Raw genomic sequence first — 17,058 nt, 5'->3', positions numbered from 1 at the left:
AGGGGACGGGGGTGCTGTGGGGGGATGCGGTGGGTGTGGGGTCCGTGGCGAGTGCCGGGGAGCCTCGCCAGGGCCGGTACGGAGCGGTCGTACGGCATCGGATCAGGGCGTTCATGTCACCGGCTCCGTCAGTTCGCGCTCCAGCGGGATCTCGGCCGTGACGGTCACCGCGGCCGGGTGCAGGTCGGCGGGGGTCGGCATGACGCTGCCGGGGAGCTGGACGGCGGCGGCACCGTGGGCGACGGCGGAGGCGAGGGCGTCCGGGCCGCTGCCACCGGCGACGAGGAAGCCGGCCAGGGAGGAGTCGCCGGCGCCGACGTTGCTGCGGACGGTGTCCACGCGCGCGCTGCCGAACCAGGCGCCGGTGTCCTCGACGAGGAGCTGCCCGTCAGCGCCCAGGCTGGCGAGTACGGCGCGCGCTCCCATCCCGCGCAGTTCCTCGGCCGCCTTGAGCGCGTCGCCCACGGTCGTCAGGGGGCGCCCGACGGCTTGCGCGAGTTCCCCGGCGTTGGGCTTCACCACGTCGGGCCGGGCGCGCAGCGCCTCCAGGAGCGCTCGCCCGGAGGTGTCCAGAGCGATGCGCGCGCCTCCAGCGTGCGCCCGCGTGACGACGTCGGCGTACCAGGAGGGCGCGAGCCCCCCGGGCAGACTGCCGCAGCACGCGATCCAGTCGGCGTCGGGCGACTGCGCGCGTACCGCGTCCAGGAGGAGTTCCTGCTCCGCCGTCGACAGCACGGGCCCCGGCGCGTTGATCTTCGTGAGCACGCCGTCGGACTCCGCGAGCGCGATGTTGGAGCGGGTGGCTCCGGCGATCGGCACCGGCGCGACCTCGATGCCCTGTGCGTCGAGCAGGTCGGCGACGAGCGCCCCCGGCGCACCGCCCAGGGGCAGGACGGCGACCGTGCGCCGTCCGGCGGCCGCGACGGCGCGCGAGACGTTCACGCCCTTGCCGCCGGGGTCCGTGCGCTCGGTCTCGGCGCGGATGACCTCGCCGCGCTTCAGGGCCTGGACCTCGTAGGTGCGGTCGAGGGACGGGTTGGGGGTGACGGTGAGGATCATGCGCGCACTACTTCCGTGCCGCCGCGCTCGATGGCGGCGGCGTCTTCGGGGCTCAGCCCGCTGTCGGTGATCAACAGGTCCACGTCGTTCAGGCCGCCGAAGCGGGCGAAGTGCTCCTGGCCGTGTTTGGCGCAGTCGGCGAGGAGGACGACACGGCGGGCGGCGGCCACCGCGGCCCGCTTGACCGCGGCCTCGGCGAGGTCCGGGGTGGTCAGACCCTGCTCGGCGGAGAAGCCGTTGGCGGCCACGAACAGCACGTCGGCGCGGATCTCGCCGTACGCGCGGAGCGCCCAGGCGTCCACGGCGGCGCGCGTGCGGTGCCGTACGCGCCCTCCGACCAGGTGGAGCTGGATGCCCGGGTGGTCGGCGAGGCGGGCGGCGATGGGCAGGCTGTGCGTGACGACGGTGAGCGAGGCCTCCAGCGGGAGCGCCGCGGCGACCCGGGCGACCGTCGTACCGGCGTCGAGGATCATCGTGCCCTCGGTCGGCAGTTCGGCGAGGGCGGCCTTGGCGATGCGGTCCTTCTCGTCGGCGGCGGTGGCCTCGCGCTCGGTGAGGTCCGGCTCGAAGTCGAGGCGGCCGACCGGGATGGCGCCACCGTGCACCCGGCGGACCAGGCCGGCACGGTCGAGGGCTTTCAGATCGCGGCGGATCGTCTCCGCCGTCACCTGGAACTCCTCGGCCAGCGACAGCACGTCCACCCGGCCGCCGTCGCGGGCGAGCCGGAGGATCTCCTGCTGCCGCTCCGTTGCGTACATGTCCGTTCGCCTCCACCTCATGCCCGAATGTGTGGTTCCACTGGGAGGCTACGCTCGCACGAGGGGGAAGTAAACAGGTTCGGACTGCGATCGGGCATAAACGGGCTTCCGGTTCTGTCCGGACAGCAGAAGGGCCCGGTACCTGATCGATACCGGGCCCCTCATCGCACCTGGTCAGGACCCCGTGCCTGGGCATGACCGGCATGCGTGACCGGTCCGCCGCGGCTGGTCCATGACCTCCACGCCTCGTCAGACTCCGCGCCTGTCAAGCCACGAGTTCGCGCTCCGTCTCCGCCGCCGGAAGCTCCGTGCCGGTGGCTCCCTCCACATGCTGGACCGGCCGCTTCGGCAGGGCGGACATCAGCAGGAAGATCACGCCCATGATCCCGGCGACCCACCACAGCGCGTGCTGGAAGGCGTGCACGAACGCCGGGCCCACCTGGGCCAGGGCCAGCCGGTCGCCGATCTCCCCGAAGAAGACCACCGACACGAGCCCGAGCCCGAGCGCGTTGCCCATCTGCTGCACGGTGTTGATCAGCCCAGACGCGGAACCGGCGTGCTCGCGGGGCACCTCCGAGAGCACCGCGTCGGTCAGCGGGGCCACGATCAGCCCCATGCCGACGCCCATCACGACCAACGGGAGGGCCATCTGCCAGGGGGCGATGGACAGGCCGTAGCGGTGGGCCGCCCCCAGGTACAGCAGCACACCCAGGCCCATGAGCAGCGCGCCCGCCTGGAGCACCTTGCGGCCGAACCGCGGGACCAGCTTCTGCACCGACATCCCGGCCGCCGTCGACACCGCGAGCGAGAACGGCACGCCGGTCAGCCCGGCCCGCAGCGGGCTCCAGCCGAGGCCGATCTGCATGTACAGCGTCCAGACCAGGAAGAAGATGCCGAGCGCGACCCCGAAGACGGTCTGTACGGCGATGCCGGCGGCGAAGCTCTTCACGCGGAAGAGGGACAGCTCGATCAGCGGGGAGCCGTCCCGGGCCGCCTTGCGCCGCTCGTACGCCACCAGCGCAGCGAAGACACCGAACGCGCCGGCCATCGAGACGTTGCCCCACAGCGGCCAGCCCAGCTCACGGCCGCGGGTGAGCGGGTAGAGCAGCATCAGCAGGCCCAGTGAGACCAGGCCGACGCCGACCAGGTCCAGCTTGAGCGCCTTCGGGGCGCGGGACTCGGTGATGAAACGGCGGCCGAGCAGCCACGCGGCGATGCCGACCGGCAGGTTGATGAGGAAGATGGGCCGCCATTCCAGCCCGAACAGGTTCCACTCCGTCAGCAGTGCGCCGAGCAGCGGCCCCGAGACCGCGCCCAGACCGACGATCGCGCCGAACAGCCCGAAGACCTTGCCGCGTTCGTGGGCGGGGAAGGTGGCGTGCACGATCGACAGCACCTGCGGCACCATCAGCGCCGCCATACCGCCCTGCAGGATGCGCGAGGCGACCAGCATCTCCGGGTTCACGGCGAAGCCGCACAGCGCGGAGGCGAGCGTGAAGCCGGCGATGCCGAGCAGGAACAGCCGCCTGCGGCCGTGGATGTCGCCGAGACGGCCACCGGTGATCAGGCCGGCGGCGAAGGCGAGGGCGTAACCGGCCGTTATCCACTGGATCTGGCTGACGGAGGCGTGAGCGGTCCGCTGGATCGAGGGGATGGCGATGTTGACGATCGTGACGTCGACCAGGTCCATGAAGGCCGCCGTCATCACGATCGCGAGGGCGAACCAGCGGCGGCGGTCGGCCGGGGCGCCCGGGGAACCGCCGTCACCAGCGGCGGGTCGAGCGGAGTGCGTCTGTTCCGTGGAGGTCATGCGTTCACGCTAGGACCCCATTAGGTCAGATCGTGTCCTACTTCTGCGGCATCCTCGTACCCATGACGACGGACACCCCGGCCCGGCTGCTCCAGCTCCTCTCCCTCCTTCAGACCCCGCGCGAGTGGCCCGGCGGTGAGCTGGCCGGCCGGCTCGGGGTGTCCCGCCGTACCGTCCGGCGGGACATCGACCGGCTGCGAGAGCTGGGCTATCCGGTGCAGGCCACCAAGGGTGCTGACGGCGGGTACCGGCTGGTCGCGGGCAAGGCGATGCCGCCGCTGGTGCTGGACGACGAGGAGGCGGTCGCGATCGCGGTCGGGCTGCGCGCCGGTGCCGGGCACGCCCTGGAGGGTGTGGACGAGGCGTCGGTCCGGGCCCTGGCCAAGCTGGAGCAGGTGCTGCCGGCCCGGCTGCGGCACCGGGTGGCCACGCTGCAGGCCGCGACCACGCCGCTGACCAGCGGGGACGGGCCGAGCATCGCTCCGGAGACGCTGACCGTGATGGCCTCGACGGTGGCGGGACGGGAACGGCTGCGGTTCGCCTACCGCGACAAGGACGGCAGCGAGTCGCGGCGGCTGACGGAACCGTACCGGCTGGTGTCGACCGGACTGCGGTGGTACCTGGTCGCCTACGACCTCGACCGCGCGGACTGGCGCACCTTCCGGGTGGACCGGGTGAGCGCGCCGTTCGCGACCGGAGTCCGGTTCACCCCGAGGGAGTTGCCGGCGGGGAGCGCCGCCGAGTATCTGCGGCAGTCCATTCACCGGCGGCAGGAGACGTACGAGTTCGAGGTGTGGTTCGCCGCGCCGGCGGAGCAGGTCGCCACGCGGCTGCCGCCGTGGGTGGGGGCGCCCGAGGACGACGGGCGGGGCGGCTGTGTCCTGCGCGGCACCACCGGCGATCCCGTGGAGTGGCTGGCGGTGCGGCTGGTGATGGTGGGGTGCGAGTTCACGGCACGCGAGCCGACGGAACTGGCGGCTTATGTGAGGGAGTTGGGCGGGAGGCTGAGTCGGGCTGGGGGTGAGGCGGGCGGGGGCTGAGGAGGGCGGGGGCTGAGGAGGGCGGGGGCTGAGGCGGGCGGGGGCTGAGCCGGGTGGTCGAACCCGACGAGCCGCGAAGCTGAGGCGGAGCGGACGGAGGGCTTAGCTGGGTGAGGGGCTGAGCCGGGCGGGAGGCTGGGCCGGGCGGGAGGCTGGGCCGGAGGGGACGGAAGGCTGAGCCGGGCGGTCGAGCCGAAGGGGACGGGCGGGGCTGAGCCGGGCGGGAGGCTGAGTGCGCCGCGCCCTCGCCGTCCCAGGCTGAACGTGCCGCGCCCTCGCCGTCCCAGGCTGAACGTGCCGCCCTCGCCGTTCCAGGCTGAACGTGCCGCGCCCTCGCCCCAGCCGTTGATGCACAGGTGGTGCGGCTGCCGCGAGGCCGCCGTCGGCCTCGGCGCCACGCCCGCTGGTACGGCTCAGCCTTGCGCGTCCCAGCCGAAGTCCCGCAGTGCGCGCAGGTTCCGCAGCGCCAGGGCCGCCGGGCCGTCCGGGCCGGTGGGCGGGGATGTCGTGGCGGCCCAGGACTCCACGGCCACGCGGACGGCGGCGCCGGCCACGGCCGCGGCGAAGCGAAGGACCGGGGTGACTCGAGCGGGGGCCGGGAGCGGCGGTGAGGCAACGTTGTCGGCGTTGTCCCCGGCCGTGACTCCGCCCACCTCACCCGCCCCCTCGACTCGGGCTCCGCCCCCTCCACCCGCCACCCCCTCGGCTCCGGCGTTCTCCGCTCGCTCCGCGTCTCCCTCTCTCCCCGTAGAGGACAGACGGGCGGCGAGGATCTCGCCCAGCATCCCTTCCGAGGTCTGGCACACCTCCGCCCAGACCTTGCGCAGGGCGGGGCTGGTGTCGGCCAGGCGGATCAGGGTGCGGACCCATTCCCAGGAGGCGGCGGAGACGCCGGCTCCTGGGGTGAAGGTGTGCCGGACGGCGTGTTCCAGTGCCTCCGGGACGGTGAGCCGGGCCGGGGCCGCGCGGACCGCTTCCGCCCAGCGTTGGGCGCCCGCCGCGTAGAGGGGAGCGACCGCCTCCTCCTTGGTGGCGAAGTAGCGGTAGAACGTGCGCGGTGCGATGCCCGCGGCCTGGGCGATGTCCTCGGCGCGGGTGGCCCGCAGGCCCTGCTGGACGAACAGGCCGGCCGCCGCCCGGGCGATCTCCATCCGGGTCTCGGCTTTCCGGCGTTCGGTGAGGGAGACCGGCGCGGAGGCGGAAAACGGCTGGTGGGCGGTGTTACGGGTGGTGCTCATCTCGGCAGGCTATGCCCATGTGGCAGAATCTGCCATCCGGCGGTCCACCCCGGGGTTCAGGTACGGGGTGGGCCGCCGTTCCAATGGGCCGCCGCTCCTGTGGGCCACCCCGACGCGCCGTCGTTCCCCCCAGCGACCACCCCCCGCCTCCTGGGGCGATCACCCGTCCCGTCTGCCGTTATGAAAAGGAGCCGGGCCCCGGCGCCTGGGGGGGTAGGCGCCGAAGCCCGACTCTGGAAGGTCCCGGCGCCGGGGGGGGATTGCGTCGGGACGTGGCTCACGTGGGGTCGGCCGGTGCGTGCGATGTCGCGTGGGGCGGCAACGGCGTCGGTCGATGGTGCGATTGCGGACCGCCGGTCGTTCGGGTGGTGAGTGGTGCGGTGAGGTGGGGAGTGCGGTGAGTACGGTTCCCGGGGCCAGCGCTCCTGGGCCCGCAAGGGTTTTTCCCCGGGTCCCGGGACTTGAAGCGACGGTACCGCGCCATGTTTGCGCCGTCTTTCGCCACGGGCGTGCGCACCGCGCAGACTCCTGCGCCCCACACCCCTGCACCCCAACCTCTACACCTCAGACCCCTTACACCTCTTACGCCGCCGCGTCGAAGCCGGTGTCGCGGGCCAGCTTCTTCAGTTCGAGGAGGGCGTGCTTCTCGATCTGCCGGATACGCTCGCGCGTCAGGCCGTGCTCCTTGCCGACCTCGGTCAGGGTGCGCTCGCGGCCGTCGTCGATGCCGTAGCGCATCTTGATGATGGAGGCCGTGCGCTGGTCCAGGCGGCCGATCAGGTCGTCCAGTTCCTCGCTGCGCAGCAGCGTCAGGACGGACTGCTCCGGGGAGACCGCCGAGGTGTCCTCCAGCAGGTCGCCGAACTGGGTCTCGCCCTCGTCGTCCACCGCCATGTTCAGCGAGACCGGGTCACGGGCCCAGTCCAGGACGTCGATGACACGCTCCGGCGTCGAGCCCAGCTCCTTGGCGATCTCCGCCGGCTCCGGGTCACGGCCGTTCTCGCGGTTGAACTCGCGCTGCACTCGGCGGATGCGGCCCAGCTCCTCCACCAGGTGGACGGGCAGCCGGATCGTGCGGGACTGGTCGGCGATGGAGCGGGTGATGGCCTGGCGGATCCACCAGGTGGCGTACGTCGAGAACTTGAAGCCCTTGCGGTAGTCGAACTTCTCGACGGCGCGCACCAGGCCGGCGTTGCCCTCCTGGATCAGGTCGAGCAGGGGCAGGCCGCTGCGCGGATAGCGCCGGGCCACCGCGACGACCAGGCGGAGGTTGGAACGGATGAAGACGTCCTTGGCCCGCTCACCCTCGGCGACCAGCGCCTCCAGCTCCTCGCGGGTGGCGTCCGCCTTGCTCTCCTCGCACCCGTCGAGGACCTGCTGCGCGAACACACCCGCCTCGATGGTCTGGGACAGCTCGACCTCCTTTGCGGCGTCGAGCAGCGGCGTGCGCGCGATCTCGTCGAGGTACATGCCGACCAGGTCGCGGTCGGCGATCTCGCCGCCATGAGCGCGAACACTGCTTGCCGAGTCGACCGTCTCGCCGGCGGCGGACTGACGACGGGCGACGGCGCGGGTTGCCATGCGTGCTCCCTTGCGATGGTGGGCTGGCGGGTGGTCCTGACGAACGCTAGGCACTCCAGGGACTGTCTCTGGGACTCTCCTCGAGTGCCCTGCATCCGTGGGAAACAACGACTGGAATCCGGACAGAATTCCCAACCCACCCCCCGATTTTTCTGATCATGCAGTACCCTGTCCGCCACCCGGGGAGGCAGGATGACGTCGGCACATACAGAGGTGCAGGTCAGGCCCGGAGTCGAGGGAGATCTGGAATCCCTCACGGCCCTCTACAACCACTACGTACGTGAGACGGCCATCACATTCGATACGGCGGTCTTCACTGCGGAAGAGCGCCGCCATTGGCTGCTCTCCCACCCGGAAGACGGCCCGCACCGGCTGATGGTTGCCACGGACGCGCGGTCACAGGAGATTCTGGGGTACGCCACATCCAGCCCTTACCGGCCGAAGCCCGCGTACGCCACGTCCGTGGAGTCGTCGGTGTACGTCGCCCCGGACGCGGGCCGGCGCGGGATCGGCGGCCTGCTCTACGACACCCTCTTCAAGGCGCTGGCCGACGAGGACGTGCACCGCGCCTACGCGGGCATCGCCCAGCCCAACGAGGCCTCCGAGCGGCTGCACGCCCGCTTCGGCTTCCGGTATGTCGGCACCCACCGCGAGGTGGGCCGCAAGTTCGGCCGCTACTGGGACGTCGCCTGGTACGAGAAAGAGCTGCACCGACCCTGAGTCGCACCCAGTCCGCTGCCGTACCCGGCCCTCAGGCGTACCCGGCCCTCAGGCGCACCCGGCTCTCAGCCGAACTGCACCGACCGCTTCGCCATTCCCATCCAGAACCCGTCGATCACCGACTTCTGCGCGTCGAGCTCGCCGCCCGCCTCCGCTGCCCCCATGGTCACGAAGAGCGGGGCGAAGTGCTCGGTACGCGGGTGGGCGTAGCGGCCGGCCGGGGCCTTGTCCAGGAAGTCGAGCAGCGCGTCCCAGTCGCGGTCCTGAAGGGCCCGCCTGCCCCAGTCGTCGAACTCGGAGGACCAGCTGGGGACACCGCCGCCGGTGTACCGGAGTGCGGCGAGGTTGTGGGTGAAGAAACCGGAGCCGACGATCAGCACGCCCTCGTCGCGCAGGGGGGCGAGCCTGCGGCCGATGTCCATCAGGCGGACCGGGTCGAGGGTGGGCATGGAGATCTGCAGGGCGGGGATGTCGGCGGCCGGGAACATCTCGACGAGGGGGACGTAGGCGCCGTGGTCGAGGCCGCGGTCGGGGATGTCCTGGACGGGGATGCCGGGGCCGCGCAGCAGCTTGCGGACCGACTCGGCCAGCTCGGGGGCGCCGGGGGCGGCGTACTGGACCCGGTAGTAGTGCTCGGGGAAGCCCCAGAAGTCGTAGACGAGCGGGACGGTCTCCACGGCGCCGAGCGCGAGCGGGGCCTCCTCCCAGTGGGCGGAGACCATGAGGATGGCCTTGGGCCGGGGCAGGCCGGCGGACCACGCGGCGAGCTGGCCGGGCCAGACCGGGTCGTCGGCGAGCGGCGGGGCGCCATGGCTGAGGTACAGGGCGGGCATGCGCTCCCGGGTGGCACCCTGAGTGACGTCCTGGGCAGTGGCGGACATGGTCGCGGCTCCTGATCGGCAGATGCTTTAACTCTCAAGCTCTCGCTCGAAGCGTACGTCCGACTTGTTCAAGTTTCAAGGAGATGCCTCGTACAGTGGAACGCATGACTACGGCACCGGACTCCACCGCGGGGCACCGCTGGCTCACCGACGAGGAACAGCGCGTCTGGCGCGCCTATCTGCACGCCACCACCCTGCTGGAGGACCACCTCGACCGGCAGCTGCAGCGTGACGCGGGCATGCCGCACATCTACTACGGCCTCCTCGTCGGCCTCGCCGAGGCGCCGCGCCGCCGGTTGCGGATGACCGAACTGGCGATGCAGGCGAAGATCACCCGCTCCCGGCTGTCCCACGCGATCGCCCGGCTGGAGAAGAACGGCTGGGTCCGCCGCGAGGACTGCCCCTCCGACAAGCGCGGTCAGTTCGCGGTGCTCACCGACGAGGGCGTGGAGGTGCTGCGGCGCACCGCGCCCGGCCATGTGGACGCCGTACGGCAGGCGCTGTTCGACCGGCTCACCCCCGAACAGCAGAGGGCCCTCGGCGAGATCATGGAGATCGTCACCGAGGGCCTCCAGCCCAACGAAGCGGGTGCGGACCTGCCCTGGCTCCGCTAACGGCTCACCGTCAGTGGGCCACCACCGGTATCGGCAGCTCGTCCTCGACGCCCTCGCCGGAGGCCACCGGGGTGCTGCTGCCCGGACGGCCGGCGTTGACGAAGGTGAAGGCGATCAGGGACGCGAGGCCCAGGATGCCGACGGCGAACCAGATCGCGGTGCTGTATCCGTGCACCATGCCCTGGAGCTTCACCAGGTCCTGCTGCGGCTTGGCGGAGACGCCGGCGATGTGGTCCCTGATGTACGAGGTGGTCGCCGAGGCGGCGATCGTGTTCAGCAGGGCGGTGCCGATCGCGCCGCCGACCTGCTGCGAGGTGTTGACCATCGCGGAGGCGACACCGGCGTCCCGGGGCTCGACGCCCTGGGTGGCCAGGGACATCGCCGGCATGAACGCCGTACCCATGCCGAGACCGAGCAGCATGATCGCGGGCAGCAGCAGGCCGGCGTACGAGGAGCCGATCTCCAGCTGGGTCAGCAGCAGCATGCCGAGACCGGCGACCAGGAAGCCCGGGCCCATCAGCAGGCGGGCCGGGACGCGGGTCATCAGCCGGGTGCCGATCTGGGTGGAGCCGGCGATCATGCCGGCGACCATCGGCAGGAACGCGAAGCCGGTCTTGACCGGCGAGTAGCCCTTCACGATCTGGAGGTAGTAGGTCAGGAAGAGGAACAGGCCGAACATGCCGATGATCGCGAGGCCGAGGGAGAGGTAGATGCCACCGCGGTTGCGGTCGGTCACCACACGCAGCGGCAGCAGCGGGGCCTTGACCCGGGCCTCGACGATCACGAACGTCACCAGCAGCACCGCGGACGCGACGAACATGGAGACGGTCACGCTGTCACCCCAGCCGTCGGACGCGGCGCGGGTGAAGCCGTACACCAGGGAGACCAGGCCGAGCGTGGAGAGGACCACGCCGGGGATGTCGAGCGGGGAGCGGTTGCGGCCGCCCTCCGGCTCCCGGATGACGAAGTAGGCGCCGGCCGCGGCCACGACGGCGAACGGGACGTTCACGAAGAAGGTCCAGCGCCAGTCCAGGTACTCGGTGAGGAAACCGCCCAGGATCAGACCGACGGCACCGCCACCGCCCGCGATGGCGCCGTAGATGCCGAACGCCTTGGCGCGCTCCTTGGCGTCGGTGAACATCACCGCCAGCAGGGACAGCGCGGCCGGGGCGAGCAGCGCGCCGAAAGCACCCTGGAGGGCGCGGGCGCCGAACATCATCGCGCCGGTGGTGGCGGCACCGCCGAGCGCGGAGGCGGCGGCGAAACCGACGAGACCCAGCACGAAGGCGCGCTTACGGCCCCACAGGTCGGCGATGCGGCCACCGAAGAGCAGCAGACCGCCGAAGGCGAGGGCGTACGCCGTGACGACCCACTGCTTGTTGCCCTCGGATATGCCGAGGTCCTGCTGGGCGGAGGGCAGGGCGATGTTCACGATGGTGGCGTCCAGGACGACCATCAGCTGGGCGAGCGCGATGAAGACGAGCGCCTTCCAGCGGTTGGCGTCACCGCGCGAGGCGGCGAGGCCGGGAGCCTTGAGGGCTGTTTCTGACATGGGGATACCCACTCCGGGACTTCGTGACGGAAAAATGGTGAGAAAACAGAGCTGAAAGGGCTGGAGCTGACAGGGCAGGCAATCGGCGACCGGAAGAGGCTGCCGTGTCGTTGGTGGACTGTGGTCGGGGCCCGGACTCATCGGTGCGGGACAGCCGAGCGGCCGGAGTCTTGATCTGTGGTCGGGACGACGGTCAGGGCGTCTGATCGGTCAGGCAGTCTGAATCGGCCAGTGCGCGCCGGTCAGTGCGCGCCTGTCCTGGCCGGTCGCTGGTTGGTCCGTTGGTCGCTGGTCGACCGCTCGGTGGTCCGGTCGGTCGGTGGTCCGGTCGGTCGGTGGTCCGGTCGGTCGGTGGTCCGGTCGGTCGGTGGTCCGGTCGGTCGCCGGCTGATCCGGTCGGTCGCCGGCTGGTTGGTCGCTGGTTGGTTGGTCGCTGGTTGGTCGCTGGTCGTTCAGGACGGGCGCAGCTCCTTGATCGTGACGGCCGTACCCGGCAGGACGGAGCGGGCGGGGGCCCGGAGGCCGTCGAGGAACAGCTGAAGGTGGCGGTGGACGAACCGGTCGCCGCGCAGGCAGTCCGTACCGGCCGGGGGCCGGCTCAGCTGGGCCACGATGATCAGCAGGTCACCGACGCCGACATCGGGCCGGAGCTGCCCGGCCGCCTTGGCCCGGCCCATGACCTTCTCGATGAGCTGCTCGACACGCTCCCGGGAGGCTTCCAGGTCGGGGTGGTGCTGGTCGAAGGTGCCGGACATCATCGGGCACAGCGCGCTGATCCGCTCGTCCGCGGCGGCGTGCACAAAGCGCTCCAGGGCCGCGAAGGCGTTCCCGTTCTCGGCGAGGGCCGCTTCGGCCGCCTCGGCCGTCCGGTCCATGACGGAGCAGACGACCTCGCGGACGAGGGCCTCGCGGTCGGGGAAGTTGCGGTACACCGTGGCGTTGCCCACGGCCGCCCGGCGGGCGATCTCGTCGAGCGGCACGTCCGGGCCGTGTTCGACGAACATCTCCCGGGCGGCGGTGACGATCCGCTCCCGGTTGCGCACGGCGTCGGCACGGGGCCGGGGCACCTTGCGCGGTGCGGGGGAGGTCGCGGTCGGCACGGCGTACTCCTTGAGGCGTTGGGGGCGATCCGGGGAAGCGGTCCCCGTTTCGCTCGGACACAGAGCTAAACGGGGAGGCGGTCCCCGGTTATTTCCCGCCGCGGAAATGAAGGCGTGTGAGCTGAGCCACACTCACCAGCCGCCGGCTTTCACTCCCCTGCGCACCGGCATTCCCACGGTCGGCTTCCCCAGCGCGCGTCCTCCACCCCTTCGGCTCAGGGTGATCGCAAGGGTGCAGCCGGAGACCGGCGGCTGCCCTGGAGCGAAGGGTCCACGCATGCCGCCGCAGTCGCCCCGCCGCCGCATACGCCCGCACCGCACACGTCGCCGCATACGCCCGCACCGCATACGCCCGCACCGCATATGCCCGCACCGCATATGCCCGCGCCGCGTGGCCGCCCTCGCCGCAGTGACCGCGCTGACCCTCGCGGTCAGTACCTCGGCCGGGACCGGACATCTGGCGGCGCCCACCACCGCCGGGCCCATCGGCCTGATCCGCTCCTCCGCCCTCTCCCCCTGCCTGCTCCACGGCGGCCTGGACGTGCAGATGACCGAGGGCCTCCCCACCCCCCCCGGCTACTCCCGCTCCACGGGCACGGTCCACGCCCTGACCCTGATGGTCGACTTCTCCGACGCGCCCGGCAAAGGCAGCGCCATGGACCGCTTCAGCGAGTTCTTCCCGCAGACCCAGGAGTGGTTCCGCAACGCGTCGTACGGTCGGCTCGACTACCGGCCCGAGACACCCATCCCGACCTGGTTGCGGATGCCGAAGAGCTTCAGGGCGTACGGCATAGAGCGCGGCGCGCCCTTCGACCCCGGCTACCGGCAGCTGGTGCAGGACATCGTGGCCGAGGCCGACCCGACGGTGGACTTCCGCTCGTACGACCTGCTGAACGTGCTGGTCACCCCGAACGCCGGACCCTCCGCCCTGGACACCGTGCTGTCCGTCACCTTCGCCGGCAACGAGGACGCCCCGGTCGCCGACGGCATGCCCATCGCCAACGCCTCCTTCGTCTACTCCCGCCAGGACGACGGCTCCGGCTCCTACGCCCGCACCGGCTACCGGGTGCTACCGCACGAGAACGGCCACACCTTCGGTCTGCCCGACCTGTACACGCAGGAGGGCGGGGGCACCGTAGGGCACTGGGACATCATGAGCGAGGACTGGGGCGCCAACAACGATCTGCTCGGCTGGCACAAGTGGAAGCTGGGCTGGCTGGACAGCGGGCAGGTCGGCTGCGCGGCGACGCCGGGCAGCGCGGAGTACCTGCTGACGCCGCTGTACAAGCCGGGCGGCGGAAAGCTGATCCTCGTACCCGTGGACGCGCGGAGCGCCTACGCCCTGGAGTTGCGCACACAGGGCGGCAACGACGAGGCGGTGTGCCGTCCTGGCATCCTGATCTACAAGATCGACGCCACGGTCGACACCGGACGCGGTCCGGTCACGGTCTACGACAGCCACCGGGGCAGCGGCGGCTGCACCCGCAGCCCCAACGTCCACGCGGAACTCTCCGACGCCCCGTTCTCCGTCGGGGAGACCTTCAAGGACCCGCGCCATGCCATCACGGTCCAGGTGACGGGGACGGACGGGGACGGGAACTATCGGGTACGGGTGACGCGGGGGTAGCCGTTCCGGCGGGGCGGGCGGGCGCCGGCCCGGGTTTACCGTAGGCAAGCCCGTATGCCGTACCGGAGAGACCGATGCCCGCGAAGACCGCCCATGATCCCGGCGACCCTGCCGGGAAGGGGCCACGCGCCGAGGCGGTCGAGGCACGCGCCGAGACGGCCGAGCCACTTGCCGAGACGGCCGAATCACCGGCCGAGACGGCAGAGCCACCTGCGCGGACCGCCGAGCCACTTGCCGAGACGGTCGGCACACTCGCCGAGACGGCAGAGCCACTTGCGCAGACCGCCGGCACCGTGGGACCCGCCGCCGAGACGGCCGAGCCGCCCGCCGAAACCGCCGCGACCATAGGACCGGCCGCCGAGACGGCCGCGACCGTGAGACCCGCCGCCCAGACGGCCGAGTCACCCGCGCCGGGGGCCGACACCCCAGGTCCGGGCGGCGACACCATCGGACCCACCTCCGACGCCATCGGTGAACCGCCCGCCGAGGCGGTGGGGCCGCTGCTGCGCGGGGTCGGGGTGCTGCGGCGGCTGACCGAGGCGGGCGGCACACTGAGCCCGAGCGCGCTGGAGCGGGCCACCGGGCTGGCCAGGTCCACGGTCGACCGGATCACCGCGACCCTGGCCCGCATGGGCCACGTCCGCCTCGACGGCCGGGACGTCGTCCTCACCCCGCGCGTGATGGAGCTGGGCAACGCCTACCTGGCCGCCCTGCGCCTGCCCGCGCTGCTCGGCGCGCACGCCGACGCCCTCGCCGACGAGCTGGACGAGTCGGTGTCGCTCGCGGTCGCCGACGGCGACGGCATCCGCTTCATCCACCAGGCCACCCGCCGCCGGGCGATGTCGGTGAGTTTCCGCATCGGCGACCTGCTCCCGGCCGAACGCACCGCGCCCGGGGCGTTGTTCGCGGCCGAGTGGGCGCGGGCGGACTGGAAGCGGTGGCGTCCCCGGCGGCTTCAGGACCCGGCGGACGCGTCCTTCCCCGCCGTATCGCCCCGTTCCCCGGCCGCCCCCGACGACTTCGCGGGCCGGGTCGACCGGGCCGGGCGGGACGGCTGGGCGGTGGACGACCAGCTGATCGAGCCGGGTCTGGTCGCCGTGTCCGTACCGGTACGCGAACCGGACACCGGCCGCGTCGCCTGCGTGGCGAGCGTGGTCAGTCACACCAGCCGGCACTCGGCGGCCGGCCTGCGCACCACGCTGCTCTCCCGGTTGCGTACGGCGGTGGCGGCGATGGAGGCGGAGCTGCGCACGGCACCGCCGCCCGAGCCCGGGCCGCCGCCCACGGGCCTGGCCGCGTGGACCAGCGCCTCCAAGCACGAACTGGGCCGGGACTTCGTGGAGTCCCTGGCCCGGGGCCTGACCGTGCTGACCGTGTTCGGCGAGGGCCGCCCGGCGCTGTCCCTGACCGAGGTGGCGCGGGCGACCGGCCTGTCCCGCGCCACCGCCCGCCGGGCCCTGATCACCTACGGGCACCTGGGCCTGGTGGCCGCACGCCCCGACCGCACCTTCACCCTCACCCCGCGCGTGCTCGACCTGGGTTTCCCGCCGCTGTCGCGCAGCACGCTGCCCCGGCTGGCCGAGCCCCATCTGCGGGCGCTCGCGGACCGGTTGCACGAGCCGACGGCGCTGGCGGTCCTGACGGGCGACGGCACGGAGATCCAGTACACGGCGGGGGCGAGCGCGAGCCGGGTCCTGACCGTGCACATCACCGTGGGCGCCCGGCTGCCGGCCACCGCGACCGCGCTCGGCCGCGTCCTGCTGGCCGACACCACCGAACCACCGTCCCCGGCGCTCGCCGAGGTCCGCACACGGGGGTACGCGCTCGCCGACGCGGAGCTGGAGTCCGGGCTGCGGTCGATCGCCGTACCGGTACGGGACCGGACGGGCCGGGCGGTCGCCGCGGTGAACGTGGCCACCCACGCGGCCCGGCGCACCGTGGAGGACTGCGTGCACGCCCTGCTCCCCGAACTGCGCACGGCCGCCGACGGAATCCAGGCCGACCTGCACACCGCCTCACGGTTCACACCGGTACGCCTCCTGTGAGAGTCCACGGGGTCTGTTCGTCACAGGGCCCCGGGCGAGAGGCCAGGCTGGAAGCCTGGCCCCCCGCCGGTGGGGTGGTCAGTGGTCGGCGTGCCCGCTCTCGCTGTCGTAGGCCGCCTTGATCACCTCACAGAGGGCCCGTACCGGCTCCGGCCGGAACACGCCGTTGTGGTCGGACGCCAGGGGGTGACGGACCACTTCTCCGCCGATGTACGGGGCCCAGGCCTGGGCCTTGTCGATGCCCTGCAGCACGTTTTCGGTGGCGTCGAAGAGCGTCGCGTCTCCGTCGAAGACACCCGGTTCGCATTCGGTGATCAGACGGACGTGGTTGAGGTAGACGTCGACGAGGCGCTCCTCGACCGCGGGCTCGAAGTGGGCCCCGCCACCGGTCTCCTGTCGTACCGCCCGCGCGGCCTCCTCCCGCGTCGGCCGCCACCTGGCTTCCGCGGCCTGCTCCGGGGGCAGCGGTACGACGTCCAGCAGACCGAGGAAGGACACGTTCTCGCCCTGCTGCCGCAGCCGTACGGCCATGGCGTGCGCGACGAGACCGCCGAAGGACCAGCCGAGCAGGTGGTACGGACCGCTGTCCTGCACGGAGCGGATCAGGGTGATGTACTCCTCGGCCATCTCCTCAAGCGTGGCGGCCGGCTCTTCGTGTTCACCGACGCCGCGTGCCTGCAGCCCGTACACAGGGTGGTCGGCGCCGAGCTCCCTGCTCACCGCGTAATAGGACCAGCTCAGTCCGCCGGAGGGGTGAATGCAGAAGATCGGGGCGCGGGTACCGCTGGTACGGATCGGGAACAGCGTGCTGAAGTCGTCCGACCCCGAGGTGGTGTCGATCATCTCGGCCAGCGCCGCCGGACTCGGCGAGCGGAACAGATCCTGGACTCCGATCCTGGTGTCCAGGGTCTGCTGGATGCGGCGCAGCAGCATCGTGGCGAGGAGGGAGTGGCCGCCGAGGTCGAAGAAGCTGTCGTCGACACCGACCCGCTCCACGCCCAGGATCTCGGCGAACAGACCGCACAGGATCTCC

At 72.0% G+C, this 17,058-nt stretch carries 14 protein-coding genes; 5 read left to right on the top strand and 9 right to left on the bottom strand.

The genetic code is table 11. The annotated features are described in order from the left end of the window. Positions 1-111: 111 nt before the first annotated feature. The 3 genes from pfkB to AC07C1_RS24270 form a co-directional block, all read right to left on the bottom strand. On the bottom strand, positions 112-1,059 hold the full coding sequence (gene pfkB / locus AC07C1_RS24280; protein ID WP_478942126.1) for a 1-phosphofructokinase: 948 nt from the start codon (positions 1,057-1,059) through the stop codon (positions 112-114). Then, a complete protein-coding gene (locus tag AC07C1_RS24275) occupies positions 1,056-1,817 on the bottom strand; it encodes a DeoR/GlpR family DNA-binding transcription regulator (protein ID WP_478942125.1) in 762 nt (253 codons plus the stop codon). Before AC07C1_RS24275 ends, pfkB begins: the two co-directional genes overlap by 4 nt. Positions 1,818-2,082: 265 nt before the next feature. Beyond that, the gene (locus AC07C1_RS24270; RefSeq protein ID WP_478942123.1) at positions 2,083-3,627 is read right to left on the bottom strand and encodes an MFS transporter; all 1,545 of its coding nucleotides are present in this window, start codon (positions 3,625-3,627) and stop codon (positions 2,083-2,085) included. A gap of 62 nt (positions 3,628-3,689) precedes the next feature. On the opposite strand from AC07C1_RS24270, the gene AC07C1_RS24265 reads away from it, so the two are divergent. Beyond that, entirely contained in the window at positions 3,690-4,667 is a 978-nt protein-coding gene (locus AC07C1_RS24265) for a helix-turn-helix transcriptional regulator (protein ID WP_478942122.1), read from the top strand. 413 nt (positions 4,668-5,080) lie between these two features. On the opposite strand, the gene AC07C1_RS24260 is transcribed toward AC07C1_RS24265, so the two are convergent. Both AC07C1_RS24260 and AC07C1_RS24255 read right to left on the bottom strand, forming a co-directional pair. Then, complete coding sequence (locus AC07C1_RS24260) at positions 5,081-5,818, bottom strand: TetR/AcrR family transcriptional regulator (protein ID WP_478942394.1); 738 nt, start codon at positions 5,816-5,818, stop codon at positions 5,081-5,083. Positions 5,819-6,487: 669 nt separating this feature from the next. Beyond that, positions 6,488-7,486 (bottom strand): sigma-70 family RNA polymerase sigma factor, encoded by a 999-nt coding sequence (locus AC07C1_RS24255; RefSeq protein ID WP_478942120.1) that lies wholly within the window; start codon positions 7,484-7,486, stop codon positions 6,488-6,490. A gap of 192 nt (positions 7,487-7,678) precedes the next feature. On the opposite strand from AC07C1_RS24255, the gene AC07C1_RS24250 reads away from it, so the two are divergent. Continuing rightward, complete coding sequence (locus tag AC07C1_RS24250; protein ID WP_478942118.1) at positions 7,679-8,206, top strand: N-acetyltransferase family protein; 528 nt, start codon at positions 7,679-7,681, stop codon at positions 8,204-8,206. A gap of 65 nt (positions 8,207-8,271) precedes the next feature. Here the strand turns inward: AC07C1_RS24250 and AC07C1_RS24245 are convergent, their stop codons facing one another. Continuing rightward, positions 8,272-9,087: a dioxygenase family protein gene (locus AC07C1_RS24245; RefSeq protein ID WP_478942116.1), complete on the bottom strand. Its 816-nt coding sequence runs from the start codon at positions 9,085-9,087 to the stop codon at positions 8,272-8,274. A 104-nt stretch (positions 9,088-9,191) separates the two neighbouring features. Here AC07C1_RS24245 and AC07C1_RS24240 point away from each other — a divergent pair, with 104 nt between their 5' ends. Then, the gene (locus AC07C1_RS24240) at positions 9,192-9,701 is read left to right on the top strand and encodes a MarR family winged helix-turn-helix transcriptional regulator (RefSeq protein ID WP_478942114.1); all 510 of its coding nucleotides are present in this window, start codon (positions 9,192-9,194) and stop codon (positions 9,699-9,701) included. A gap of 10 nt (positions 9,702-9,711) precedes the next feature. On the opposite strand, the gene AC07C1_RS24235 is transcribed toward AC07C1_RS24240, so the two are convergent. After that, complete coding sequence (locus tag AC07C1_RS24235) at positions 9,712-11,253, bottom strand: MFS transporter (RefSeq protein WP_478942112.1); 1,542 nt, start codon at positions 11,251-11,253, stop codon at positions 9,712-9,714. A 452-nt stretch (positions 11,254-11,705) separates the two neighbouring features. Further along, positions 11,706-12,353, bottom strand: a complete 648-nt coding sequence (locus tag AC07C1_RS24230) for a TetR/AcrR family transcriptional regulator (protein WP_478942111.1) — start codon at positions 12,351-12,353, stop codon at positions 11,706-11,708. Between the two features lie 277 nt (positions 12,354-12,630). Between AC07C1_RS24230 and AC07C1_RS24225 the strand changes: the two genes are divergently transcribed. Both AC07C1_RS24225 and AC07C1_RS24220 read left to right on the top strand, forming a co-directional pair. Continuing rightward, positions 12,631-13,980 carry a M6 family metalloprotease domain-containing protein gene (locus AC07C1_RS24225; RefSeq protein WP_478942109.1) on the top strand — a complete coding sequence of 450 codons (1,350 nt, stop codon included), beginning with the start codon at positions 12,631-12,633 and terminating at the stop codon, positions 13,978-13,980. A gap of 74 nt (positions 13,981-14,054) precedes the next feature. Continuing rightward, positions 14,055-16,025 carry an IclR family transcriptional regulator domain-containing protein gene (locus AC07C1_RS24220; RefSeq protein WP_478942107.1) on the top strand — a complete coding sequence of 657 codons (1,971 nt, stop codon included), beginning with the start codon at positions 14,055-14,057 and terminating at the stop codon, positions 16,023-16,025. A gap of 78 nt (positions 16,026-16,103) precedes the next feature. Here the strand turns inward: AC07C1_RS24220 and AC07C1_RS24215 are convergent. Beyond that, positions 16,104-17,058, bottom strand: a 955-nt coding sequence (locus tag AC07C1_RS24215) for an alpha/beta fold hydrolase (protein ID WP_478942105.1), incomplete at its 5' end; no start/stop codon positions are given.

The sequence above is a fragment of the Streptomyces sp. NPDC045022 genome, from assembly GCF_056432605.1.
The sequence above is the reverse complement of the archived record's forward strand: the minus strand, read 5'-3'. Positions and strand labels throughout refer to the sequence as shown.

Coding starts and splice junctions, on each gene's coding strand:
- pfkB (WP_478942126.1), bottom strand. CDS start 1,059: ATGATCCTCACCGTCACCCCCAACCCGTCCCTCGACCGCACCTACGAG.
- AC07C1_RS24275 (WP_478942125.1), bottom strand. CDS start 1,817: ATGTACGCAACGGAGCGGCAGCAGGAGATCCTCCGGCTCGCCCGCGAC.
- AC07C1_RS24270 (WP_478942123.1), bottom strand. CDS start 3,627: ATGACCTCCACGGAACAGACGCACTCCGCTCGACCCGCCGCTGGTGAC.
- AC07C1_RS24265 (WP_478942122.1), top strand. CDS start 3,690: ATGACGACGGACACCCCGGCCCGGCTGCTCCAGCTCCTCTCCCTCCTT.
- AC07C1_RS24260 (WP_478942394.1), bottom strand. CDS start 5,818: ATGGAGATCGCCCGGGCGGCGGCCGGCCTGTTCGTCCAGCAGGGCCTG.
- AC07C1_RS24255 (WP_478942120.1), bottom strand. CDS start 7,486: ATGGCAACCCGCGCCGTCGCCCGTCGTCAGTCCGCCGCCGGCGAGACG.
- AC07C1_RS24250 (WP_478942118.1), top strand. CDS start 7,679: ATGACGTCGGCACATACAGAGGTGCAGGTCAGGCCCGGAGTCGAGGGA.
- AC07C1_RS24245 (WP_478942116.1), bottom strand. CDS start 9,087: ATGTCCGCCACTGCCCAGGACGTCACTCAGGGTGCCACCCGGGAGCGC.
- AC07C1_RS24240 (WP_478942114.1), top strand. CDS start 9,192: ATGACTACGGCACCGGACTCCACCGCGGGGCACCGCTGGCTCACCGAC.
- AC07C1_RS24235 (WP_478942112.1), bottom strand. CDS start 11,253: ATGTCAGAAACAGCCCTCAAGGCTCCCGGCCTCGCCGCCTCGCGCGGT.
- AC07C1_RS24225 (WP_478942109.1), top strand. CDS start 12,631: ATGCCGCCGCAGTCGCCCCGCCGCCGCATACGCCCGCACCGCACACGT.
- AC07C1_RS24220 (WP_478942107.1), top strand. CDS start 14,055: ATGCCCGCGAAGACCGCCCATGATCCCGGCGACCCTGCCGGGAAGGGG.